Annotated in this window: 19 protein-coding genes, 1 tRNA gene and 3 pseudogenes; 14 read left to right on the forward strand and 9 right to left on the reverse strand. The window is 70.6% G+C overall.

The window, feature by feature from the left end; translation table 11 throughout:
- Positions 1-10 precede the first annotated feature (10 nt).
- The gene (locus ASC56_RS15985) at positions 11-685 is read left to right on the forward strand and encodes a Crp/Fnr family transcriptional regulator (RefSeq protein ID WP_030573597.1); all 675 of its coding nucleotides are present in this window, start codon (positions 11-13) and stop codon (positions 683-685) included.
- A 246-nt stretch (positions 686-931) separates the two neighbouring features.
- Here ASC56_RS15985 and ASC56_RS15990 read toward each other — a convergent pair whose 3' ends face one another.
- From ASC56_RS15990 to ASC56_RS39705, 4 genes are all read right to left on the reverse strand, one after another.
- Positions 932-1,762 (reverse strand): MBL fold metallo-hydrolase, encoded by an 831-nt coding sequence (locus tag ASC56_RS15990; protein WP_055492081.1) that lies wholly within the window; start codon positions 1,760-1,762, stop codon positions 932-934.
- A gap of 25 nt (positions 1,763-1,787) precedes the next feature.
- Entirely contained in the window at positions 1,788-2,657 is an 870-nt protein-coding gene (locus ASC56_RS15995; RefSeq protein ID WP_055492082.1) for an NUDIX domain-containing protein, read from the reverse strand.
- A 569-nt stretch (positions 2,658-3,226) separates the two neighbouring features.
- Positions 3,227-3,694 (reverse strand): RidA family protein, encoded by a 468-nt coding sequence (locus ASC56_RS16000; protein ID WP_055492083.1) that lies wholly within the window; start codon positions 3,692-3,694, stop codon positions 3,227-3,229.
- A complete protein-coding gene (locus ASC56_RS39705; RefSeq protein ID WP_003975360.1) occupies positions 3,691-3,852 on the reverse strand; it encodes a DUF4177 domain-containing protein in 162 nt (53 codons plus the stop codon). Before ASC56_RS39705 ends, ASC56_RS16000 begins: the two co-directional genes overlap by 4 nt.
- Before the next feature lie 161 nt (positions 3,853-4,013).
- On the opposite strand from ASC56_RS39705, the gene ASC56_RS16005 reads away from it, so the two are divergent.
- Positions 4,014-4,991, forward strand: a complete 978-nt coding sequence (locus ASC56_RS16005; RefSeq protein WP_055492084.1) for an ArsA-related P-loop ATPase — start codon at positions 4,014-4,016, stop codon at positions 4,989-4,991.
- A complete protein-coding gene (locus tag ASC56_RS16010; protein ID WP_055492085.1) occupies positions 4,988-6,376 on the forward strand; it encodes an ArsA family ATPase in 1,389 nt (462 codons plus the stop codon). The genes ASC56_RS16005 and ASC56_RS16010 overlap by 4 nt, the downstream gene beginning before the upstream one ends.
- 548 nt (positions 6,377-6,924) lie before the next feature.
- Here the strand turns inward: ASC56_RS16010 and ASC56_RS16015 are convergent.
- On the reverse strand, positions 6,925-7,263 hold the full coding sequence (locus ASC56_RS16015; protein ID WP_055492086.1) for a WhiB family transcriptional regulator: 339 nt from the start codon (positions 7,261-7,263) through the stop codon (positions 6,925-6,927).
- Positions 7,264-7,673: 410 nt separating this feature from the next.
- Between ASC56_RS16015 and ASC56_RS16020 the strand changes: the two genes are divergently transcribed.
- On the forward strand, positions 7,674-9,950 hold the full coding sequence (locus ASC56_RS16020; RefSeq protein ID WP_055492087.1) for a transglycosylase domain-containing protein: 2,277 nt from the start codon (positions 7,674-7,676) through the stop codon (positions 9,948-9,950).
- A 107-nt stretch (positions 9,951-10,057) separates the two neighbouring features.
- Here ASC56_RS16020 and ASC56_RS16025 read toward each other — a convergent pair whose 3' ends face one another.
- On the reverse strand, positions 10,058-10,525 hold the full coding sequence (locus ASC56_RS16025; protein WP_055492088.1) for a GatB/YqeY domain-containing protein: 468 nt from the start codon (positions 10,523-10,525) through the stop codon (positions 10,058-10,060).
- 128 nt (positions 10,526-10,653) lie between these two features.
- On the opposite strand from ASC56_RS16025, the gene ASC56_RS16030 reads away from it, so the two are divergent.
- The 4 genes and pseudogenes from ASC56_RS16030 to ASC56_RS38045 form a co-directional block, all read left to right on the forward strand.
- Positions 10,654-11,580 carry a metallophosphoesterase gene (locus ASC56_RS16030; RefSeq protein WP_055492089.1) on the forward strand — a complete coding sequence of 309 codons (927 nt, stop codon included), beginning with the start codon at positions 10,654-10,656 and terminating at the stop codon, positions 11,578-11,580.
- A gap of 173 nt (positions 11,581-11,753) precedes the next feature.
- Positions 11,754-12,545, forward strand: coding sequence for a Pr6Pr family membrane protein (locus ASC56_RS16035; protein WP_055492090.1), 792 nt, complete (start codon positions 11,754-11,756; stop codon positions 12,543-12,545).
- A 32-nt stretch (positions 12,546-12,577) separates the two neighbouring features.
- A tRNA-Pro gene (locus ASC56_RS16040) sits at positions 12,578-12,651 on the forward strand.
- An 87-nt stretch (positions 12,652-12,738) separates the two neighbouring features.
- A pseudogene (locus tag ASC56_RS38045) lies at positions 12,739-13,154 on the forward strand (mobilization protein); the annotation flags it as partial.
- A gap of 55 nt (positions 13,155-13,209) precedes the next feature.
- Here ASC56_RS38045 and ASC56_RS38050 read toward each other — a convergent pair.
- Positions 13,210-13,652 (reverse strand): annotated as a pseudogene (locus ASC56_RS38050) (FAD-dependent oxidoreductase); the annotation flags it as partial.
- A 105-nt stretch (positions 13,653-13,757) separates the two neighbouring features.
- Positions 13,758-14,555: a trans-aconitate 2-methyltransferase gene (locus tag ASC56_RS16050; RefSeq protein WP_055492092.1), complete on the reverse strand. Its 798-nt coding sequence runs from the start codon at positions 14,553-14,555 to the stop codon at positions 13,758-13,760.
- Positions 14,556-14,652: 97 nt separating this feature from the next.
- Here ASC56_RS16050 and ASC56_RS16055 point away from each other — a divergent pair.
- The 5 genes and pseudogenes from ASC56_RS16055 (at position 14,653) to ASC56_RS16075 (ending at position 19,872) form a co-directional block, all read left to right on the forward strand.
- A pseudogene (locus ASC56_RS16055) lies at positions 14,653-15,511 on the forward strand (hypothetical protein).
- A 158-nt stretch (positions 15,512-15,669) separates the two neighbouring features.
- Positions 15,670-15,849: a hypothetical protein gene (locus ASC56_RS16060; RefSeq protein ID WP_159039658.1), complete on the forward strand. Its 180-nt coding sequence runs from the start codon at positions 15,670-15,672 to the stop codon at positions 15,847-15,849.
- A gap of 283 nt (positions 15,850-16,132) precedes the next feature.
- Positions 16,133-16,387, forward strand: coding sequence for a hypothetical protein (locus ASC56_RS16065; RefSeq protein ID WP_159039659.1), 255 nt, complete (start codon positions 16,133-16,135; stop codon positions 16,385-16,387).
- Positions 16,388-16,792: 405 nt separating this feature from the next.
- Positions 16,793-17,290 (forward strand): universal stress protein, encoded by a 498-nt coding sequence (locus tag ASC56_RS16070; protein ID WP_055492095.1) that lies wholly within the window; start codon positions 16,793-16,795, stop codon positions 17,288-17,290.
- A 452-nt stretch (positions 17,291-17,742) separates the two neighbouring features.
- Positions 17,743-19,872, forward strand: a complete 2,130-nt coding sequence (locus tag ASC56_RS16075; protein WP_079102529.1) for a SpoIIE family protein phosphatase — start codon at positions 17,743-17,745, stop codon at positions 19,870-19,872.
- A 174-nt stretch (positions 19,873-20,046) separates the two neighbouring features.
- On the opposite strand, the gene ASC56_RS16080 is transcribed toward ASC56_RS16075, so the two are convergent.
- Positions 20,047-20,994 carry an MIP/aquaporin family protein gene (locus tag ASC56_RS16080; RefSeq protein ID WP_055492096.1) on the reverse strand — a complete coding sequence of 316 codons (948 nt, stop codon included), beginning with the start codon at positions 20,992-20,994 and terminating at the stop codon, positions 20,047-20,049.
- Between the two features lie 984 nt (positions 20,995-21,978).
- Here ASC56_RS16080 and ASC56_RS16085 point away from each other — a divergent pair.
- A complete protein-coding gene (locus tag ASC56_RS16085) occupies positions 21,979-23,943 on the forward strand; it encodes an NAD(P)-binding protein (protein ID WP_055492254.1) in 1,965 nt (654 codons plus the stop codon).
- Positions 23,944-23,958 lie beyond the last annotated feature (15 nt).

A 23,958-nucleotide genomic window follows, 5' to 3' on the forward strand; every position in this document is an offset into this window, starting at 1 on the left:
GAGAGTACTCGTGGACGACGTTCTGCGGCGCGCCCCGCTCTTCGCGGCGCTCGATGACGAGCAGGCCGCGGAGCTCCGCGCCTCCATGAGTGAGGTGACCCTCGCCCGCGGCGACTCGCTGTTCCACGAGGGCGACCCCGGTGACCGCCTGTACGTGGTCATGGAAGGCAAGGTCAAGCTTCACCGCACGTCCCCCGACGGCCGCGAGAACATGCTGGCGGTGCTCGGCCCCGGTGAGCTGATCGGCGAGCTTTCGCTGTTCGACCCGGGCCCGCGTACGGCGACGGCGACCGCGCTGACGGAGGTCAAGCTGCTGGGCCTCGGCCACGGCGACCTCCAGCCGTGGCTGAACGCACGGCCCGAGGTGGCCGCGGCACTGCTGCGTGCCGTCGCGCGGCGACTGCGCAAGACCAACGACCAGATGTCCGACCTGGTCTTCTCGGACGTGCCCGGCCGTGTGGCCCGCGCACTGCTGGACCTCTCGCGGAGGTTCGGCGTGCAGTCCGAGGAGGGCATCCACGTCGTGCACGACCTCACGCAGGAGGAGCTGGCCCAGCTGGTCGGCGCCTCGCGCGAGACCGTCAACAAGGCGCTGGCCGACTTCGCCGGGCGTGGGTGGCTCCGTCTGGAGGCGCGCGCGGTGATCCTGCTGGATGTGGAACGGCTGGCCAAGCGGTCGCGCTGACGCTGGGTCCTGGCCGTACGACCAGAGGTCCCGTTCTCTGCGGACTCCGCGGAGGCGGGACCCGTTGTCGTTCGTTGCCGCCATGGGGCGCCGCCGCCCCAGCCGTTCTCGGCCTCGACGGCCTTTGGGGTACATCCGGCGTGAAGGCTCCCCGGCGTCGGTGCCCGCTCCCCCTAGCCATCAAGGCGCCACGCCCCTAGGCACGTAGGCACTCGGCCGACGGGGCCTCGAATCGGCATGGGCGGCTCAGATCAGCCCGTGTTCCCTCAGGTAGTCCAGCTGCGCCCGTACCGAGAGCTCGGCCGCCGGCCACAGGGAGCGGTCCACGTCCGCGTACACATGGGCCACGACCTCGCCCGGCGTGCGGTGGCCGTTCTCGACCGCCGTCTCGATCTGGGCGAGACGGTTCGCCCGGTGGGCGAGGTAGTACTCGACGGCGCCCTGGGCGTCCTCCAGGACGGGCCCATGGCCGGGGAGCACGGTGTGGACGCCGTCGTCCACCGTGAGCGACCTCAGGCGCCTCAGGGAGTCCAGATAGTCGCCCAGGCGGCCGTCGGGGTGCGCCACGACCGTCGTACCGCGGCCCAGGACGGTGTCGCCCGTCAGGACGGCCCGGTCGGCGGGGAGATGGAAGCACAGGGAGTCCGCGGTGTGGCCCGGCGTCGGCACGACACGCAGTTCCAGGCCGCCGACCGTGACGACGTCCCCGTCGCCCAGACCCTCGTCGCCCAGGCGGAGCGCAGGATCCAGGGCGCGCACCTTCGTGCCTGTCAGTTCGGCGAACCGCCCGGCGCCCTCCGCGTGGTCCGGGTGGCCGTGCGTGAGCAGGGTGAGCGCGATCCGTTTGCCGGTCTCCTCCGCCGCGCCGATCACATGACGCAGATGCCCGTCGTCGAGCGGGCCGGGATCGATCACCACCGCCAGCTCGGAGTCCGGCTCGGAGACTATCCACGTGTTGGTGCCGTCGAGGGTCATCGCCGACGCGTTGGGGGCGAGGACGTTGACGGCACGCGCGGTGGCGGGACCCGAGACGACCGCGCCGCGGGGCTGGCCGGGGAGAACTGCGGCGTCCGTCATGCGCGGGCACCTTCCGTCGCGTAGGTCATGAGGGCCTTCCACCCGTCGGGATGTGCTTGGTGAACTCGTCGTGGCCGGGCCAGGCCAGCACGACCTCCCCGTCCTCCAGACGGGCCCGGGCCAGGACAGGGGTCAGATCACGACCGAGCGCGGCCTTCAGCGCCTGGGCCGCGGTGGCGTAGGGGATCAGCTGGCGCAGGGTCGCGATGGTGGGCGGCATCATCAGCAGCTCGCCCTTGTCGTACGAGGCGGCCGCGTCCGACGGCCGGATCCACACCGTGCGGTCGGCCTCAGTGGAGGCGTTCCGGGTGCGCTGCCCTTCCGGGAGCGCGGCCACGAAGAACCAGGTGTCGTAGCGGCGGGGCTCGAACTCGGGGGTGATCCAGCGGGTCCACGCGCCGAGCAGGTCCGAGCGCAGGACCAGCCCCCGGCGGTCGAGGAACTCGGCGAACGAGAGGTCGCGCGCGACCAGGGACGCGCGGTCCGCCTCCCACTCCGCGCCGGTGGTGTCGCCGACGACCGTCTCCGGGGTGGATCCGGCGAGCAGCACGCCGGCCTCCTCGTACGTCTCCCGGACAGCGGCACAGACGATGGCCTGGGCGGACGTCTCGTCCACACCGAGGCGCTCCGCCCACCACGCGCGCGTGGGGCCCGCCCAACCGATCCGCAGGTCGTGGTCGCGTGGGTCGACACCACCGCCGGGGTAGGCGTACGCGCCTCCGGCGAAGGCCATGGAGGCGCGTCTGCGCAGCATGTGGACGGCTGGAGCCCCGTCGGTGTCCCGGAGGAGCATGACGGTGGCCGCGCGCTTCGGAGTGACCGGGGTGAGCGTGCCCTCGGCGAGCGCGCGGATCCGCTCTGGCCACTCCGGGGGAAACCACTGCCCATTCGCCATGGGCGGAGGCTATCCCCTAGTGAGCGGATGTTCGAGTGGCAACGATCGCCCACTTCAGGAACCCGTCGACCTCTCCGGGTGGCCGTCGGCGGCTCCGAGAGACCATCGGCGCCTCCGGGAGCCGTCGGCACCACGCAAAACCATCGGCGCCATGGAAGACCCTCGGCACCACGCAAGACCATCGGCACCACGCAGAACCATCGGCGCCACGGAAGACCACGGCATCCGCAGGAGGCATCGGCACTTCCGGGAATCCATCGCCGCTTCTGGGGAGCCCGACGGCGCCTCCGGGAGGCAACGGCATCCGCAGCAGACCATCGGTATCTCCCGAAGGCCGAGGTGCCTCCCGAAGGCCAAGGTGCCTCCGGGAAGCCATCGGTGCCTCCGTGAGGCCATCGCGGCCTGCCCGGGCGGCATCGGCGCTCCAGGAGGTCGGCGGCACGCACAGGAGCCCCGGCACCTCCCGGAGGCGACGGCACCCGCGGCAGGCCACCGGCGTCTCCGGGAGCCCCTCGGCAACTTCGGGGAGCCGTCGGTCCGGCGGCTGTCCCCAGTCCCAGGAGGCGCGGTTACGCCTCCGTCAGCTCCACCTGGATCTCGACCTCGACGGGAGCGTCCAGCGGGAGCACCGCCACACCGACCGCGCTGCGGGCGTGCACACCCTTCTCGCCGAGGACTTCGCCCAGCAGTTCACTGGCGCCGTTGACGACACCCGGCTGGCCCGTGAAGTCCGAGGCCGAGGCCACGAAACCGACGACCTTCACCACGCGCGCGATGCGGTCCAGGTCGCCGGTCACGGACTTGACCGCGGCGAGCGCGTTCAGCGCACACGTGCGGGCCAGGTCCCTGGCCTCCTCGGCGGTGACCTCGGCGCCCACCTTGCCGGTCACCGGGAGCTTGCCCTCCACCATCGGCAGCTGGCCGGCGGTGAACACGTAGGCCCCGGAGCGTACGGCGGGCTGGTAGGCGGCCAGCGGCGGGACGACCTCCGGCAGCGTCAGCCCCAGTTCGGCGAGTCGGGACTCTACCGCGCTCATGCCTGCTTCTCCCGCTTCAGATAGGCCACCAGCTGCTCGGGGTTGTTGGGCCCGGGCACGACCTGGACGAGCTCCCAGCCGTCCTCGCCCCAGGTGTCCAGAATCTGCTTCGTGGCGTGGACGAGCAGCGGCACGGTTGCGTATTCCCACTTGGTCATGGGCCGACTGTAGCCGCTGTGGCCGCCAGGTCATGTGGCCGACCACGGCCCCCGATGCGGCCGACGTGTGGCCGATACGTGGCCGATGCATGGCCGACTGTGGCCGGAGTTGTCCACAGCCTCCCGCGTAGGCCGCGCGCGGACTGGTTAGGCTCGAAGACGTGAGCAGGCTCCAGGTCGTCAGTGGCAAGGGCGGAACCGGTAAGACCACGGTCGCCGCAGCACTCGCGCTCGCCCTCGCGACCGAGGGCAAGCGCACCCTTCTCGTCGAGGTCGAGGGCAGACAGGGAATCGCACAACTCTTCGAGACAGAGGCGTTGCCGTACGAGGAGCGGAAGATCGCCGTGGCCCCGGGCGGCGGCGAGGTGTACGCGCTGGCGATCGACCCCGAGCTGGCCCTGCTGGACTACCTCCAGATGTTCTACAAACTGGGCGGCGCGGGAAGGGCCCTGAAGAAGCTCGGTGCCATCGACTTCGCCACCACCATCGCACCCGGTGTCAGGGACGTGCTCCTCACGGGCAAGGCGTGCGAGGCGGTCCGCAGGAAGGACAGGAGCGGCCGGTTCGCGTACGACTACGTGGTGATGGACGCACCGCCCACCGGACGCATCACGCGCTTCCTGAACGTGAACGACGAGGTGGCAGGCCTCGCCAAGATCGGCCCCATACACAATCAGGCCCAGGCCGTGATGCGGGTGCTGAAGTCGTCGGAGACGGCCGTGCACCTGGTGACGCTCCTGGAGGAGATGCCCGTCCAGGAGACCGCGGACGGGATCGCAGAACTGCGCGCGGTGAAGCTGCCCGTGGGCCGGATCATCGTGAACATGGTGCGGCCCACGGTCCTCGGCCACTGGGACCTGGAGCTCGCGCACACCGTGCCGCGGACGGCCATCGCCAAGTCGCTGTCCGGCGCGGGGCTCGGCGGCGCTCGCCGCGGCGGCCTCGCGGAGCGACTGGTGGACCCGCTGCTCCAGCAGGCCGACGAGTACGCGGAGCGGTTCGCGCTGGAGCGTGAGCAGCGTGCCGTGCTCACGGAGCTGGGTCTGCCGCTGCACGAACTGCCGCTGCTCGCCGAGGGAATGGACCTGGCGGGCCTGTACGAACTGGCCACGGAACTGCGTCAGCAAGGGATCTCATGAGCTCGGACCCGGCCCCCACGCACGACGACACGGCCTCCGCACCGGATGCGGCACACCCCCACGACACCGGGTCCACGCGCGCGTTGAACCCCGGCCCCCTGCTGGAGATCGACCCGCTCCTCGACGACCCGAAGACCCGCATCGTGGTGTGCTGCGGCTCCGGGGGTGTCGGCAAGACGACCACGGCGGCGGCCCTGGGGCTGCGCGCCGCCGAGCGTGGCCGCAAGGTGGTCGTGCTCACCATCGACCCGGCCCGTCGGCTCGCCCAGTCGATGGGCATCGACGCGCTCGACAACACCCCGCGGCGGGTGAAGGGCATCGAGGAGGCCGCGGGCGGCGAACTGCACGCGATGATGCTCGACATGAAGCGCACCTTCGACGAGATCGTCGAGGCGCACGCGGATCCCGAGCGGGCGGCCGCCATTCTGGGCAACCCCTTCTACCAGTCGCTCTCGGCCGGCTTCGCGGGCACGCAGGAGTACATGGCGATGGAGAAGCTGGGTCAGCTGCGCGCGCGGAACGAGTGGGACCTCATCATCGTCGACACACCGCCCTCGCGTTCGGCGCTGGACTTCCTGGACGCGCCCAAGCGTCTCGGATCCTTCCTGGACGGCAAGCTGATCCGGGTCCTGATGGCGCCGGCGAAGGTGGGCGGCCGTGCGGGCATGAAGTTCCTGAACGTCGGGATGTCGATGATGACGGGCGTCCTGGGGAAGATCCTCGGGGGTCAGCTCCTGAAGGACGTCCAGACGTTCGTGGCCGCCATGGACACCATGTTCGGCGGGTTCCGTACGCGCGCGGACGCCACGTACAAGCTGCTGCAGGCACCTGGTACGGCGTTCCTGGTGGTGGCGGCACCTGAGCGGGACGCGCTGCGCGAGGCCGCGTACTTCGTGCAGCGCCTGGCCGCCGAGGACATGCCGCTGGCCGGCCTGGTGCTCAACCGGGTCCATGACAGCGCCGCCGCCCAGCTGTCGGCCGAGCGGGCGATCGCCGCCGCGGAAAATCTTGAAGAGCCCCGCATTGTGGATCAACGGGACGGGAAGGCTGGACTTCGTAACTCTCCCGACGCATACGGCAGTTCAGAATCCCCCCTGACTGAGGCTCCTGATCCCGACGCAGGCTCCCCCGCCGCCACGGACCAGCACCGGAGCGTCGAGGAACTCACCGCGGGCCTGTTGCGGCTGCATGCCGAACGTATGCAGTTGCTCTCCCGCGAACGGCGCACGCGTGACCGTTTCACCGCGCTCCACCCCGAGGTGGCCGTGGCGGAAGTGGCCGCGCTGCCCGGCGACGTCCACGACCTCGCGGGACTGCGGGACATCGGGGACCGGCTCGCGGCCGGCCGACCGGACCTCCCCGAGGAGCGCGAGGCCCGAGCGTAAGGGGTATCGGCCGCCGCGGGATGGCGTCCGCGTCCTCCCCGGCAGTGACGCACACACGTAAGGAGTACCGGTCACCGTGACATGGCAGCCGCGTCCTCTTCGGCACATGAGGTACGCGGGCGACTTCGGCACATGAGGTACGCGCGCGACGGTCCCGGCGGAACGGGTCGCAGCCGAAGTCTCGCCTGCTGCCACCGGACACCCGGATCCGTGAGACCGAGTCGGGGCGCAGGTGCGTATCACGGGCCGCCCATGTGTTCAAGGCGCGGCATCGAGCCACGGGTTGCGCGGTGGGCCCGGCCCGGCAGGCCCAGCGCCGCGGCCCGAGCGCCCATCGTGACAGCACGCCCAAGCCGAAGAGGGCGCACGCCCGTGCCGCACGCGGCACACCTGCCCCGTAGAGCACGCCACTTGAGGCATCAGCCACCAGGACACGCGCTCCCCCTGTGCCAGGGCGCGCCCAGGGCACATCGACACACCCCGGGGACACACCACGGGGGCGTCGGCACCCCGCGGCCGCGGACAGCCATGCCCGGCAGTGGCTGCCCTCAGCCCACCGCCGCGTAGTTCGCGTACGTCTCTTCCTCGTCGAGGGGCAGCAGGCCCGCTCCGCGCTCGTACTCCGTACGTGCGGTCTCCAGCAGGCGACGCCACGAGGTGACGGTCGGTCGCCTGCGCAGCAGTGCGCGGCGCTCCCGCTCCGTCATGCCACCCCATACGCCGAATTCGACGCGGTTGTCCAGCGCGTCGGCCAGGCACTCCGTGCGTACCGGGCACCCGGTGCACACTGCCTTGGCCCTGTTCTGCGCTGCTCCTTGAACGAACAGTTCATCCGGATCGGTAGTGCGGCAGGCCGCCTGCGCACTCCAGTCGGTTACCCAGCCCATACCGGCGCCGTCCTCTCCCGAATCGAGGCTCCCCCACGGCGGCAGCGGCATATTCACCGCCGCCAGTTGAGGACGTTACGGAAGGTGGGCACAGCGCAACACCCCCTGCGGGCCCAATCTTGAATGGTCCGAACGGACTATGGGTAAGCGGCAGATCACCCGGGGGAGTGAGCTGGCGACATACGCGACTTTTCCGGGCAGAACTGGTCAGTTCAGTTGAGTCACAACGGACGCCCGGTGACACACGAGGCGGATTCGGACACGCATCCAACAGAGAAGTTGGGGGAACACCGGAACGATTCGGGGTCGCCGGACGTACTTGATACATGGCCCTACTGCTGTGACAGTTGGGAGCAGCTTAGGCCAAGGCATATACGCGTGTCCGGCGAATGAGAACGTAGGCTGCCCTCATGCCAAAGAAGCGCTCGGGCGGGGGGCTGTCCCCCGCGCAGCAGGCCGCCAAGTTCCTCGGAGTGAGTGTGCTCGCGGGGGCGGTGATGGCCGGCATCGCGATGCCCGCCGCGGGTGCGCTCGGACTCGCGGCAAAGGGCACGGTCCAGGGATTCGACGACATTCCCGCCAATCTGAAGAGCCCGCAGCTGAGCCAGCGGACCACCATCCTGGACAGCCAGGGCGGCGAGATCGCCATGGTCTACTCGCGCGACCGCACGGTGGTGGACCTCAAGGACATGTCGCCGTACATACAGAAGGCGATCGTCGCGATCGAGGACTCGCGGTTCTACCAGCACGGCGCGATCGACCTGAAGGGCGTCCTGCGCGCGCTGAACCAGAACGCGCAGAGCGGTGGAGTGGCCCAGGGCGCCTCCACACTCACGCAGCAGCTGGTGAAGAACTACTTCGTGGAGGAGGCCGGCGACGACCCGACGAAGGTCGCCCAGGCCACCCAGCAGACCATCGGCCGCAAGATCCGCGAGCTGAAGTACGCGATCCAGATCGAGAACAAGCTCGGCAAGAAGAAGATCCTCGAGAACTACCTGAACATCACGTTCTTCGGGCAGCAGGCCTACGGAGTGGAGGCGGCCTCCCAGCGCTACTTCTCCAAGCACGCCAAGGACCTGAACCTCCAGGAGGCCGCGCTCCTCGCCGGCCTCGTCCAGTCGCCCACGCGGTACGACCCGGTGAACGACGAGGCGGAGGCCAGGAAGCGGCGCAACGTGGTGCTGCAGCGCATGGCCGAGCTGCACGACATCTCGCAGGCCGAGGCCGACAAGGCCAAGCAGACCGGCCTCGGGCTGCATGTGAGCCAGCCGAAGAACGGCTGCATCACGGCGGTCAAGGGCGCGGGCTTCTTCTGTGACTACGTGCGCGAGGTCTTCCGGAACGACCCGGTGTTCGGCAAGACCCAGGCGGACCGGGCGAAGATCTGGAACCGCGGCGGTCTGACGATCCGTACGACGCTCGACCCGGCGGCCCAGCAGTCGGTGCAGCAGTCCATCAAGGACCACGTCAACAAGAGCGACGAGGTGGCCACGGCAGCGACCATCGTCGAGCCCGGCACCGGCAAGATCCTCGCGATGGGCCAGTCCCGTCCGTACGGCTTCGGCAAGGACGAGACGCAGATCAACCTCTCGGTGGACAAGGCCATGGGCGGCGGCGCGGGCTACCAGCCCGGTTCGACCTTCAAGCCGATCGTGGCCGCGGCCGCCATCGAGGGCGGCAAGGCGGCGACCCAGGAGTACCCGTCGCCGTACGAGATGCCGTACCCGAGCCCCGTCACCGCCTGCAACGGCAGGAACTGGATGAACACGGACGGCTCCAAGCTCACCAATGAGAACGCGTCGGAGCACGGCCCGTACGGCATGAAGGAGGCGACCGCCAAGTCGGTCAACACCTACTACGTGCAGCTGATCAGCGACATCGGCATCTGCCCGGTGATAGACATGGCCAAGAAGATGGGCGTGAACCGCGCGGACGGCGCGAAGATCACCGAGGCCCCGTCGATCGCGCTCGGCACCCAGGAGATGTCGCCGCTGACGATGGCGAGCGCGTACGCGACCTTCGCCGACCGCGGCACGTACTGCACGCCGGTCGCCATCCAGTCGATCACGCAGGCCGACGGCAACCAGAGGAAGTCCCTGCCCGTCCCGAAGTCGTCGTGCTCGCGCGCGATGTCGGAGACCACCGCGGACACGATCAACACCATCCTGAAGGGCGTGGTCGAGGACGGTACGGGCACGGAGGCCGGCCTCGGCAGCCGTCCCAGCGCGGGCAAGACCGGTACGACGGACTTCCGCTACGCGGCCTGGTTCGTCGGCTACACGCCGAACATGGCGGGCGCCGTCTGGGTCGGCGACCCGGCGCACAAGCGGCGCATGGTCAACATCAGCATCGGCGGCACCACCTGGGACAAGGTCTACGGCGGTAAGGTCCCGGGCCCGATCTGGCGCGACATGATGACGGGCGCGCTGTCGGGCAAGCCGGTCCAGGACTTCAACCTCGTCAACATCCCCGATGGCAACCATGGGAAGGGCGACGGGGGGAACGGCAACGGGAACGGCAACGGCAACGGCGGGCAGACCGCGGGCGGGCTGATCGGCGGCCTGATCACCGGAGGAAACACCGGCGGCGGCACGTCCCCGGCGCCTTCGTTCTCCATCCCGCCGGGCTGGATCCAGGGGAACGGAAACGGCGGGAACGGCAACGGCTTCGGCGGGCGGCACGGCTAGGGCCCTTCGGGTCGCGAAGGCCCCGGTTCCTGTACGCCGACGGGGGCGCCCCTCACTCGGAGGGGCGCCCCCGCTGTCGTACCCGCCTCGGGCGAGGCGGGCGCCGGTCAGCCGCCCGCGAGGAGCTGCTTGACCACGGCGGCGACGCGGCCGCCCTCCGCCTGGCCGGCCACCTTCGGGTTCACGATCTTCATGACCTGACCCATGGCGCGCGGGCCCTCGGCGCCGGCCGCCTTCGCCTCCTCCACGGCCTGCGCGACGATCTGCCGGAGCTCGTCGTCGGACAGCTGCTTGGGCAGGTACGTGGCGAGCACCTCGCCCTCCGCCTTCTCCCGCTCGGCCTGCTCGGGGCGCCCGCCCTGCGCGAAGGCGTCCGCGGCCTCCCGGCGCTTCTTCGCCTCGCGGGTGATCACCGTGGTGACCTCCTCGTCGGAGAGCTCGCGCTTCTCCTTGCCCGCGACCTCTTCCTTGGTGATCGCGGCGAGCGTCAGCCGGAGCGTCGAGGAGCGGAGCTCGTCACGCTCCTTGATCGCGGCGTTGAGGTCTTCGTGCAGCTTCGACTTGAGCGTGGTCATGGCTCCGATTGTCGCAGGTGTGACGGGCCGGCCGCCCGTTGATTTCAGGGGTTGCGTGATCCGCCGGGCCCGCAGCGGTCCTCCACAGGCGAGCGCGTGGTCTCGGCCGTTTCTGACACGATGGTCGTATGCGCGCGCTATACGGAGTACCCCTGGGAATCACGGCGGTGGCCGCCGCCGGAGTGCTGTACTCGGCCGGGTTCGAGACCCGTTCCTTCCGGCTGCGCCGGGTGACGGTCCCGGTGCTGCCGCCGGGGGCGCGCCCGCTGCGGGTCCTTCAGGTGTCCGACATCCACATGGTGAGCGGGCAGCGCAAGAAGCAGCGCTGGCTGCGCTCGCTGGCGGGACTGTGCCCGGACTTCGTGATCAACACCGGGGACAACCTCTCCGACCCGGAGGGCGTGCCGGAGGTGCTGGACGCGCTGGGCCCGCTGATGGAGTTCCCCGGGGCGTACGTCTTCGGTTCGAACGACTACTACGGCCCCAGGCCCCGCAACCCCGCCCGCTACTTGGTGGAGAAGACGAGAGGCCGCCACGGCCTGAACGGAAACCCGCCGGTGGTCGGCGCCATCCACAACCCCTGGGAGGACCTGCGCGACGGCTTCGACGCCGCGGGCTGGCGGAACCTGACGAACACACGCGGCACGGTGAAGATCGAGGGCCTGGAGATAGAACTGACGGGCCTGGACGACCCGCACATCAAGCGCGACCGGTACGCGCGCGTGGCGGGCGGCCCTTCCGCGTCGGCTGACTTCTCGATGGGCGTGGTCCATGCGCCGTACCTGCGCAGCCTGGACGCCTTCACGGCGGACGGCTACCCGCTGATCCTGGCGGGCCACACCCACGGCGGCCAGTTGTGCATCCCCTTCTACGGCGCCCTGGTCACCAACTGCGACCTGGACACGGACCGGGTGAAGGGTCTGTCCCGACACACCGCGGAGGGGCGGACCTCGTACCTCCACGTGTCGGCGGGCTGCGGGACGAACCGCTACACGCCGGTACGGTTCGCCTGCCCTCCGGAGGCGACGTTGCTGACCCTGGTGGAGCGGGAGTAGCGCAGGGAGCCGAGGCCGACCGGCACCGTTCGACGGAGCTCCCGGTGCTCTCCGCGGAGGTGGACCCGAAGCTCCGCGGAGAGAGCCAGGAGCTTCATGGAGGAATCCGGCAAACGTAACCCATCTGGATCACCCATATCGCCCGTTTTGTCCCATCTCCTTAGCGTGAGGGCATGAGCACGCCGATACCCAAGGACATTCCGGACCTCCCCGCGGTGCCGGGCAGACCCAGGCTGCGACCGTCCTTCGTCCCCGCCGCCGCCGTGGTGGCTCCGGTATACCGCCCGCTGGCCGCCCTCTACCGCTTCCTGGTGGCCGTGACGGCCGCGGCGGCGGTGGCCGTCGACCTGCTCCTCGGCAGCCCGGGCCGGGTGCTGAGCTACTTCACGATCGAGAGCAACGTGCTCCTCGCGCTGGTCTTCGCCCTGTCGGCGTGGCGGGCGGGGACGGCCCGCCGCCCGCTGTCGCCGCTGGTGACCGGCGGCGCGCTGTTCTACGTCGTGATCGCGGGTCTGGTCTATCACGTGCTCCTGGTGAACGAGCCGGGCCCGTTCTCCATGACCGGCCGGTCCGGCGCGCCCACAGGCTGGGCCGCGCTCGCCAACCAGGTGCTGCACACGGTGACGCCGGCCGCGGCAGTGCTGGACTGGCTGCTGCTGACGAGCCCGGCCGCCCCACTGCGCCTGCGGCACGCGAGGAAGTGGCTGCTGTACCCCATGGCGTACCTGGCCTTCTCCCTGGTGCGGGGCGCGCTGATCCCGCCGGGCAGGGAGGGTCGCTATCTCTACCCGTTCCTTGAGGTGGACCGGCTCGGCTACAAGAGCGTCCTCGGCAACGCGCTCCTGCTCGGCCTGACGTTCTTCGGCCTGGCCCTGCTCCTGGTCGTCATCGACCACTTCCGCCCGGACCCGACTCGCCGCCGACGCCGCAAAACCGGATTTCGTCTCCAGCCACCAGTGGGCTAAAGTAAACGACGTCGCCGCGAGAGCAGCGGCATCGGGGTGTAGCGCAGCTTGGCAGCGCGCTTCGTTCGGGACGAAGAGGTCGTGGGTTCAAATCCCGCCACCCCGACAGTGAAGTACCAGGTCAGGGGCCTGATCCGCATCGCGGGTCGGGTCCCTGAGTGGTTTCTGGGGTGGCTTTGGGAACCGTTTGGGAGCCAACTTGAATTGGCACGCCAAGAAGCACCACGGCCAGCGGGCCGCTGCCGCCCGGCAAGCTGCCGAACACCTGCGCACCGCCCACCAAGTCGCCGCAGGTGAACCCATGGCCGTCCTCTGCCAGCGAGGCCAACGTCTGGCCCCCCGCGTTCGCCAGCGGCAAGCCGCCCTTCTCCACCAGGTGCTGCCGGACCTGGCCGCACGGTCCAGGCCATGGCCGGCTGGCCCGCCCTGGCCGCCACCCTCGACGACGCCCGCAGAGCTGGCCACAACCCGGCAACCCTGCTGACCGAAGCCACCCGACGGCGCGAGCTCGACACCGCCACCTCCATCAGCGACGTCCTCGTCTGGCGACTGCGGCGCAGCGCCCACCTGGCCGCCCTGCCCGAAACCCCTCACGACCCACTCGCCTGAGGCAGTCGACGCCCAGGATCCCCGGCGCCCAGCACGCTGCCGGCGCCGAGCGCCGCCCGGCATCGCGGAGCCGGCGCAGGAAGTAGTCGAGGTACGTGGGCATATCGATCAGCGGCACGGTGAACCGGTAACCCGCCGTGAACCCGGGCGGCAGTTCGGCGGGCTCGCACGGCCGAAAACCGGGCAGGGTCGTGGCCCAGTCTGGCGCGGCCTCGGCCGTGCGGGACGCCTCGATGCCGCTGGTCAGCCGGACGCCCGTCGCCGGGATCCTGCGCCAGCTCCCGAAAGATCTCAAGCGACCGTTGTTCCCACTGGTCGACCTTGTCCTTCGGCTCGAGCAGATAAGGGCCCCACATCGCCCCGGCCGCCAGCGACGTGACACCGGGGCACCTGCTCGGCGATTACGTGCACCGAAGCCCCGGCCTCGGCGAGAACGACGGCCGTGGTGAGCCCAGCCACCCCAGCCCCGACAACGACGACGCGCTCCCCTACGGTCATGGACCTGACCCTAAGCTCCGGGTGACGTCGATAGGGCGTGTTGTGCGTTGCGTCGTGATCGACCGTGTCCGAGGCTGGCGGCGGGCCCTCTCGTACTGTCGGGTGTCACCTCCCGCTCCGCCGCCCGAAGCGGATCAGGAACTCGTTCTCCTCCGGGAAGGTGTCGTCCTTGCTGAAGTCCGTGAGCCGCTCCTTGACCGCGGTCCCGAACTCGGGCAGCCGGTCGCCGAAGAGGTGGGGTGCTGCGAAGGAGGTGGAGTAGAGGTAGCCGAGGATGCTCTCGGTGGTCCAGGTGCGGTGCACGGGAACCCGTGCCTCCTCGACCTGGTCGAAGGGCGATTCCTCCATGATCTCGCTGTACGGGCGGTTGTGGTGCTGGAAGGTGCCGGAGCCCGCGCGGCGTTCCTCGCCGAGGAACGTCTTGATGACGTCCCGGACGGCCTCCTTCCAGGGGCTGGTCGCGGTCCAGAAGCTGCTGTCACCGAAGATGGCCACGACACCGTCGGGTGCGACCTGGCCGTCCAGGCGGCCCAGGACGGCTGCTTGGTCGAGCCAGTGGAACGCGCGGCAGATCGTGACCAGGTCGGCCTTCCATCTGGCGGGCGGCACGAAGTCCTCGGCGGTGCTCTCGACGAGCGACAGGCGCGTGCCTTCGGGCAGCTTCGGGCGCAGCGCCGATTCCGCCGCGGCAAGCATGTCGGCGTCGTTGTCGATGGCGATGATGTCGTCAAACCGGCCGAGCAGTGCCTCAGCAACCAGTCCGGTGCCGGTGCCGACGTCCAGCAGGCGACGCCGGCCACCGGACCGGGGCGGAGTGGCCTGGTCCAGGGCCTCGGCGACGTCCTCCGGGATGCCGGGGCGGAACTGACGGTAGTAGCTGGCGGTTCCGGTGAACTGGCTCATGTGATCTCGTCCCGTGAGGTACTGGACGTAGCCGACCGTAGCCGCTGGTTTCTCGTGTTGGACTACCTCTCGCTGCCCCGCTGCTACGGTCGCGGGTATGACGCTCTCGGTCTCCACGAGTCAGGCTGTTGACCTACGCGTACAGCCGGTTTGACGAGATTCTGGATCGCGTAGCGCGGTCTCTGCAGGTGCGTTTCCTACCGGATACGGTGGTGCGCAAGCGCCGGTCCGTAGGAGCACGGACAGACCGCGAGACCTGGGTCCGCATCGAGCGACGCTTGCTCGACAAGATCACCGATCAAGGATGGAACGGCGCGGAGTGCGCCGCCCGCTTGGATGGCGTCGCCCAGCCGACATGGCAGGGATGCGTGGTCTGGCGGCACACGAACGAACCGGTGATGTGGAGGGCTGACGAGACTGACCTCCTGCCGGCTCCTCCCGTCGGAAACGCCATTCTGAGTGAGGCCCCCGAACTCCCGGACGAGTGGTGGGATGGGTTGAACGCCTCTCTGGACGCGCTGGCAGCGCACCAGACGAGGCGGGTCGCCACACCCGACACCGACACCATCACCCAGGCGTCGGTCACCGAGTCCATCCGAGCTGTCTTTTCCGGCGACTTCGATACGACCGTCCAGCGTTGGGTACCGGCCCACGCCGACCTGAACTGGGCCAACATGACGGCCCCAATGTTCAGTCTTTTCGACTGGGAGGACTGGGGGAACGCCCCGCGGGGACTGGACTCCGCCTCACTGTGGGGGAGCTCGCTTGCCGTCCCGTCTCTGGCCGATCGTGTACGGCAGGAGCGTCGGCGGGACTTCGAGAGTCGGGACGGCAAGCTGATGACGCTGTTCGTCTGCTCGAAGATCCTCGGGCCGTACGCGCACCCGGAGGATCCTCGGTTGAAGCCCCCGCGTCGCATGGCCGAACAGGTCATCGAGGAGCTTCAGGCGGACTGAAAGTGTGACAACCGGTCGGCTGGACGCGGCCACCGCGGCGCCGCTGCCCGAAGTGGTGTGTTCCGTGAAGGCGTTGAGCGCCCGGATGGCGGGTGACGGCGGGGGCGGCGACTCCGCACGTGCGAGAGGAACTGCCTACGAGGCTGCAGGAGGCGCCGGTGAGGCGGGGCTTCGCGAAGGACGAGTCGGTCACTCGGCCCGTGCTGGAGATGGCAGGAGCCGCATTCGGCTCCGCGGTCACGTCCGCGCTGTCGGGCTACCTGCTCGCCCAGCTCGGCGAGCACGCCGTCCCGCGCCTGCGCCGCAGGGTGATGGAGCACGCGCTGAGACTACGGTGATGGGACTGGGGCAGCGGATCGCCCTGGTAGCGGTCATCATGGGCGGTGGAGCACGCATGGCGGACGGGCGCCTGAACACGTCCGACTTCGCGGCCTTCCTCCTTTACCTGCTGCAGCTCGTCTCGCCCGTCACGTTGGTCGCCACTGGCGTCGGCCGCCTTCAGTCCGGCCCCGCGGCCCGGGCCCGCTTCAACGAACTGCTGAGCCTTCCGCAGGAGGGGAATGAGCAGCCGGACGGCGTACACGAGCGCCCGCCCCGGCCGGGACGGGCGCAACCGCGCCGGTGGGCGACGCCCCGCCACTGGACGAACTGCGTCGACGAGTGGTGTACGTGGACCAGCAGTTCACTTTGCTGGAAGGGACGGTCTGCGACAACCTCCAACTGGGCCGCGCCGCCGCGGCATCCGACGCGGAGCTACGCACTGCTCTCGACGCGGTCGGGCTAGCCGACGACATCTTCACCCTGCCGGACGGCCTGGACACCGAGCTCGGCCGCGAATACGACCTCTCCGGCGGCCGGCGCCAACGCCGACAGTGAAGTAACAGACCAGAGGGCCCTCGCCGAATCGGTGAGGGCCCTCCGGGACTGCCGCATGTGACGGGCTGTCGGTGCTCAGTGGAACTTGTCTCTGATCCAGGCGACCAGGGCTACCAGCCCCACGAGTACCAGGATTCCGCCCTTGACCGGCAGTTTCGCTGTGATCGTCCAGAAACCGGGGAAGTGCCAGCCCAGCCCCCACCACACCACGGTCCACTACAGGCCGGTGGTCAGCAGGGCGCCGAGCAGTGTCAGAGCGATCTGCACAGCCTTGATGCGGCGTAGTTCCTTGTCCTTCCCCATGGTCACGAGGATGACTAGAGGAGCAGCTGCCGACGGTCTTTCGAGTCGTCGGCGTAGCTGTGGCGTCCGGCTGATTGTTCGGGGAGCGGGGAGGCTGTAACCGTGAACGTCATCGCCTGGATCGTGGAGGGCACCTGGCCCGCCTGTGTCGACGCCGCCCGTGTTCATGCGCCCGAGGGGTCCGACCTCGTGCTGCTGCATGTCAGCGGCCCCGAAGCCGAGGCCGCCCACGGTGCCTACGCCGGACTCCTCGGCCGTGGCCGCGTGGGGAACGACCCCGGCACCGCGCTGGAGGACCTGGCCGCGGCCGCCGCCGAACGCGTCCTCGCCGCAGCGGCCGAGCGGCTGGGGCGGCCCTGTACCCGGCAGGAACGCTCGGGCCGCGTCGAACGGGAGGTCGTGGCCGCCGCGGAGGGCGCCGATCTGCTCGTGGTCGCCCGTGACGGGGACCGCACACATCTCGGCCCCCGCAGCCTCGGACCCGCCAGCCGCTTCGTCGTCGACCACGCCCCCTGCCCCGTCCTGCTGGTCTGGCCCGAAACCGCCCCCAGCACGTCCACCATTCCGCCCCCGCCGGCGCGGCCACCCCACCACCGGTAGCGCTGGGTCCGCCGTGCGCTCACGGCACTCTGGCTCGCCCGCCCGGGCGGCCTGGGCCGCCTGGGCCGCCTGGCCGCCTGGGCCGCCCTGGGTCGCCCGGGTCCGCCCAGGTCCGCCCGGGTCCGGCCAGGTCCGCCCTGGTCCGCCCTGGTCCGCCCGGGAGAGGTTCACCGACGGTATGCCAGTAATCCCCTATCGGGCGTATCGTCCGGTTATGGCTGGCGCATGCAGTGTTCCGTGTCGCGACAGTGCTCGCGTGGTTCCTCATCCACGGGAGGCCCCTGTTGCCCGGCAGCGGCGGTTGCGGCAGCCCGCCCGGTGGGCCTCCGTGACGGGCGGGTCCCGTCGACCGGTGTGCGGCGAGCGGGGTGGGCCCACGCGTGGTGCGGCCCGGGTGGCGGGACCGGGTCCCGCGCTCCGCCGCCCGTCAAGACGGCGGACCGGAGGACGCCATGCCGGGGATGGATGAGTCACCGGGTGATGCCGGGGCAGTGCACGACGTCCTCGGGACGGTCCTCGCCGACACGGTGCGGCGTACCGGGGCTTCCATCGGTGCTGTGTACCTGATCGAAGAGGCGGAGCCGGTGCTGCGTCTGGTGGCCTTGTCCGGTCTGCCCCCGGACTTCGCCGCCCCGTGGGAGCGCCTGCCGCTCACCGCTCCCGTGCCCGTCGCCGATGCGATCCGTGAGGGCCGGCTCATCTGGGTCGGGGACCAGGACGAGATGGCCCGCCACTACCCGCGGGTCGCCGCCGTCCTCCCCTATGAATTCCCTCTCGCCGCCATCGCGCTGTCCGGGGTGCACCGATGCTGGGGCGGGCTGGTGCTGACGTGGCCCGCCGACCACCCCCGGGAGGCCACGCCTCGCGAACGCGGCCACATCGCCTCCAGCGCCCGTCGCCTGGCCCGGCTCCTGGACGACGCCCCCCGCCCACCCGCACTGCCCGACCATCCGCGCGTCGTCCCGACCGAGGCCCCGCACCACCCCTCCCAGACCGGAATGGCAGCGGCGGACTACCTGGAACGTCTCCCCGAGGGCGCCCTGTCCCTCGATCTGGACGGCGTGATCACCTTTCTCACCACCACCGCCGCCCAACTGCTCGGCCGTGACGCCGAACGACTGCTCGGCACCCGGCCCTGGCAGGCACTGCCCTGGCTGGACGATCCCGTGTACGAAGACCACTACCGCACCGCGGTGGTCACGCGCGCGCCCCTGTCCTACACCGCTCTGCGTCCGCCGGATCAGTGGCTGACCTTCCATCTCTACCCGGACACCAGCGGCATCAGCGTCCGCATCACTCCGGGCGGAGAACAGTCCGCGCCCGATCCCCCGGCCCGGCCCGCCGCCACGGTGACCCCGACCGGGCGCCTCTACCAACTGGTGCATCTGGCCGCCGCGCTCACCGAGACGGTGAGCGTGCGGGACCTCGTCGACCTGATCGCCGACCAGGTCCTGCCCGCCTTCCGCGCGCAGGGTCTGGTGCTGTCCGTCGCCGACGCCGGCCGCCTGAGAATCAGCGGCGTTCGCGGCTACCCGGCCGACGTCATCGAACGTATCGACGGACTGCCGCTCGACACCGAACTCACTCCCGCCGGCCAGGTCCTCGCGAGCGCCACGCCTGCCTTCTTCACCAGCCCCGCCGAGATGGCACGCGCCTATCCCCAGGCGCCCCGGATCAGCGACAAGCAAGCGTGGGCCTTCCTCCCCCTGGTCATCAGCGGACGGCCGGTGGGCTGCTGCATCGTCTCCTACCACCAGCCCCACGCCTTCACCGCCGACGAGCGGGCCGTCCTGACCTCACTGGCCGGCCTGATCGCCCAGGCCCTGGACCGCGCACGGCTGTACGACACTCAGCACAACCTTGTGCACGGACTCCAGCAGGCACTCCTGCCCCGGGCCCTGCCCACCGTGGCGGGACTGGACGTGGCCGCCCGCTATCTGCCCGGCAGCCACGGCGTGGACGTCGGCGGCGATTTCTACGACCTGCTGCGCCTGGACGACACCACCGCGGCCGCGGTCATCGGCGATGTCGAGGGCCACAGCATCGCCGCGGCCGCCCTCATGGGCCAGGTGCGCACCGCCATCCACGCCCATGCCACCGCCGGCGCGGCTCCGGACCAGGTCCTGGCCCGCACCAACCGGCTCCTCACCGACCTGGATACCGGCCTGCTCGTCTCCTGCCTCTACGCCCATCTGGACCTGTCCCGCGACGAGGTCACCCTCGCCAGCGCGGGCCACGTCCCTCCGCTGCTGTGCGAGGGCCCCGATCACGCACGCGTGCTGGACGTCGAGCCAGGGCCGTTGCTGGGCATAGACGCCTGCGCCTGCTACCCGGTCACCCGGCTGTCCCTGCCCGATGACGCCACCCTGGCCCTTTACACCGACGGTCTCGTGGAGGTCCCCGGCACCGACCTCACCCAGGTCACCACCGCACTCGCCAAGCAGCTGGCCGACACCCACGGCCACGACCTCGAAGCCCGGATCGACAGCCTCGTCCGCCGCACCTGGCCCGGCGGCCGGCACACGGACGACATCGCGGTCCTCCTCATACGCGTGGCCCGCACGCCCTCGACCGCCGGGTGAGACGGAGGACGATCGCACGTGGGGGTGCGGGTCACTCCGCGTCCGCGGTCCTCGGTCCTCCCGTGTCCGCGGTCCTCGGTCATGCCGCGTCCGCGGTCCTCGGGCATCCCACGTCCGCGATCCTCGGTCATCCCACGTCCGCAGTCGTCGGTCTCCCGCGGCCGCGGTCATCGGTCACTCCTCGTCCGCGGTCCTCACTGGCCGGGTCCTGCCCACCTCCGGGGCTTCGCCCAGTCGGGCGCGGACGTACAGGACATCGCCGATGAACAGGTCGTAGACCAGCACCCCGATCACACCGCCGATGAGCGGGCCGACGATGGGGATCCAGAAGTAGTTGCTGAAGGAGCCGGCGAGGGTGCCGGGCATCGCGAGGTCCTGCCAGCCGGCGGCCCAGGTGAACAGTCGTGGGCCGAGGTCCCGGGCCGGGTTGATGGCATAGCCGGCGTTCGCGCCGTACGACATGCCGACGGCCGCGACGACCAGGCCGATCACCAGCGGTCCGAGGTTCGCCTTCACCGCCGTATTACGCAGGTCGATGACGGCCACCACGAACATGACGAGGAAGGCCGTGCCGACGATCTGGTCCACGAGCGGGCCCCAGACACTGCCGTGGAAATACGGTGCGGGGAAGGTTCCGAAGATGGAGAAGGTGGCCAGGGTGTGCCCGTTCGTCTTCGGACCCTTCATGGCATGGTCGAAGGTGTTGATCGCGTCGTGATAGACGCCGTACACCAGCGCGGCCCCGACAAACCCGCCGATCAGCTGCGACAACATGTACGGAAGGACCTTGACCCAGGGGAATTTACGACGCACCGCGAATGCGAGCGTCACCGCCGGGTTGATATGCGCGCCACTGACGCCGCCTGCAACGTAGATACCGAAGGTCACCGCCATGGCCCAGCCCAATGAGATCAGGAGCCAGTCGCCGGCGCTGAGGAAGAAGGTGGTGGGTCCTGCGGTACGGCCTGATCCGGGAAGCGCGGCCACCGCCATGGCCACCACGCCGCAGCCGAAGGAGGTGAGGACGAACGTCCCCAGGAATTCTGCGAGGCAATCACCGAGCAGGCCCCCTCGCCGTCTGAGCCGGGAGGGTCTTACCAGGGGCGGAATTTCCACAGCCATGTTGGCCCCCTCAGGGACTGGTCTGGCCGGTGGCGGCTCTTTCCGCCGCTGACGTCGTCGATATCCGGCTACTGCGTCGTCCGGCTATCTTCATTTCCGTGTCGAGGTGAGCCGATGCCACCCGCCCGGCCTGAGTATTCGAATGTGACGGTCTCTGCATTCCGCACGAGCGATGTGCCGGATTGCGCACGGGCATTCCCATCCTGGCCACCGTCGAGGCACACAGACGAGTATGGCTCACAGATCGTCGACTCGCTCATCACCATCACACCTTCGGCTGATCTCCGTCACACGAAGGTGTAGCCGCTGCACCCTGTTCGGGAGAGTGGGGCGGTGGAGCGGCCGGTGCGGGGTCCGCCTCCGTGAGAATGCCTCCCGCCCGCTCGTCGTGTCGGGCAGGGCGGCCAGCAGGTCGAGGAGCGCGACGCCGTCTTCGAAGCCGAGCAGGTCGTGTGGCGGGGCGCGCTCGACGGCCGGTTGCCGGTCGGTCCATGGGGGCGCGGCGGTCCGGTGCGTGGGGTGCGGCTGTACGGCGACGGCGGGGCGTACGGCGGTGTCGTACGCGTAGGCGCCGGTGCGGCCGTGGCCCGGGGCGCACGGGTGCGCGGCCCGGGATACGGCTGCCGGTCGGACGACAGCTCGGACGGCAGCGGTCCCAGGGGCGGGCCTCGAGAGGTGATCGCGTGGACGGGAAGGAGCCGCCTCGGCGCGCGGGCCGAACGGCGGCGGCGGGGGCGGAAGCGGGGCCGATCCGGAGGGGCGGGGGGGCGGAAGCGGGGCCGATCCGGAGGGGCGGGGGGGCGGAAGCGGGGCCGGTCCGGAGGGGCGGGCACGGCGAGCGGCAGCGCTGCGGTGCGACCAGTAGGCCGGCCACCGCCCCCAGGACCGGCAAGTTCCCGTGGAACCACTGTCATTGGTAGGGCAGTCTTTCTCCCCGTGGCAAACGTTCCGCAGCAGAACGGTTCAGTCGACGCCGTCGCACACATGGTGGTGTGCGGGGACGACGGGCTCGCGCACCGGCTGGCCGCCGAGTTGCGCGGGGTGTACGGCGAACAGGTGACGCTCGTCGTCCCGCCCACGGATCGGGTCGCCCGACAGCCGGTGGTGGGCCGCGCCCGCGCCTCCGCGCTGCTCGACCGGGTCTCCGCCGCCGTCACGCGCGCGGCGGGCAACGGGAACGGCAACGGAAACGGGAACGGAAACGGCGGTGGTACGGACGGACGCGCCACCGGAGCGGGCGGCGGCCGCACGGCCGGACAGCCCGGCGTCGCACGTCTGTTGGAGGCCGCCGAGGCGTCCGAATCCGTACTCGCCGAGGCCGGGGTGGAGCGGGCGACGGCACTCGCGCTCGTCTATGACGACGACGAGACCAACATCCGCGCCGCCCTCACCGCCCGTCGCCTCAACCCACGGCTGCGGCTGGTCCTGCGCCTCTACAACCGGCGGCTCGGCCAGCACATCGAGGCGCTCCTCGACCAGGCCGCGGCCCTGGCCTCCGGCGGGCCCGAAGGGGGCAACGACGCGTTCGACGCGTCCACGACCGTCCTGTCCGACGCCGACACCGCCGCCCCCGCGCTGGCCGCGACCGCCGTCGCCGGCACCACGAAGGTCGTGCAGACCGACGGTCTGATGCTGCGAGCCGTCGAGCGCCCGCCGCCGCGGCCCGGCCAGGTCGCCGACCCCGGACTGTGCACCCTGGCGCTGCTGTCCGCGACGGCCAGCGATCCCGCCGGCGCCGACGGTTCCGAGGGCAGCGGCGAGCAGGGACCGCGTCTCCTGCCGGACGAGAGGGCGGTCGCGGAGGCCACCGGGCGCGGCACCGTCGTTCTGGAGACCGTCTCGTACGCGGGTCCGGCGCTGCCCGCCGGGCGCAGCCTCGTACGGCTCGGCTCGCTGCTGTCGCGGCGGCTGCGCTGGTCGTTCGCCGGCCTCGTGGGCTGTGTCGTCGCGCTCGCGGTCGCCTCGATGGCGGTCACCAACGAACGGCCGCTGACAGCCGTGTACTTGACGCTGCTCGACCTGTTCGCCATCAACAACCCCGCGATCGGGGAACCCGTCGGGCGGCAGATCCTGCAACTGCTGTCCGGACTGGTGGGGTTGCTGCTGCTGCCCGTGCTGCTCGCGGCGGTGCTGGAGGCGCTCGGCACCTTCCGCAGCGGGACCGCGCTGCGCAAACCGCCGCGCGGGCTGTCGGGGCACGTGGTGCTGCTCGGCGTCGGCAAGATCGGTACCCGGGTGATGACCCGGTTGCGGGAACTCAAGATCCCGGTGGTGTGCGTCGAGGGCGATCCGGAGGCACGCGGACTGGCGACGGCCCGGCGGCTGCGGGTGCCGGTGGTGCTCGGCGACGTGACGCAGGAAGGCGTACTGGAGGCCGCCAAGATCCACCGGGCGCACTCACTGCTCGCCCTGACCAGTGCCGACACCACGAATCTGGAGGCCGTCCTCTACGCCCGCTCCTTGCGGCCCGACCTCAGGGTCGTGCTGCGTCTGTACGACGACGACTTCGCGACCGCCGTCTACCGCACCCTGCGCGCCGCGCACCCGCACGCCCTGACGCGCAGCCGCAGTGTGTCGCACCTGGCCGCGCCCGCGTTCGCCGGGGCCATGCTGGGGCGGCAGATCCTGGGGGCGATACCGGTGGAGCGGCGGGTGCTGCTGTTCGCCGCCGTGGACGTGGCCGGCCATCCGCAGCTGGAGGGGCGGACGGTCGCCGAGGCGTTCCGCGCGGGGGCGTGGCGGGTGCTCGCCCTGGACACCGCGGCGCCCGGGGAACGCAACCAGTCGCCCGGCCCGGAGACGGACGACTCCGACCGCCCCTCGGGACTGATCTGGGAGCTGCCGCCCACCTATGTCCTGCGCCCCGAGGACCGAGTGGTCCTGGCGGCGACGCGGCGCGGCCTGGCCGAACTGCTGGGCCGCAGGCGCCAGGAGACGGCCGGCGCGTGAGGCGCACGGGACGGT

It is taken from the genome of Streptomyces sp. TP-A0356 (genome assembly GCF_001417775.1).
Classification (GTDB): domain Bacteria; phylum Actinomycetota; class Actinomycetes; order Streptomycetales; family Streptomycetaceae; genus Streptomyces.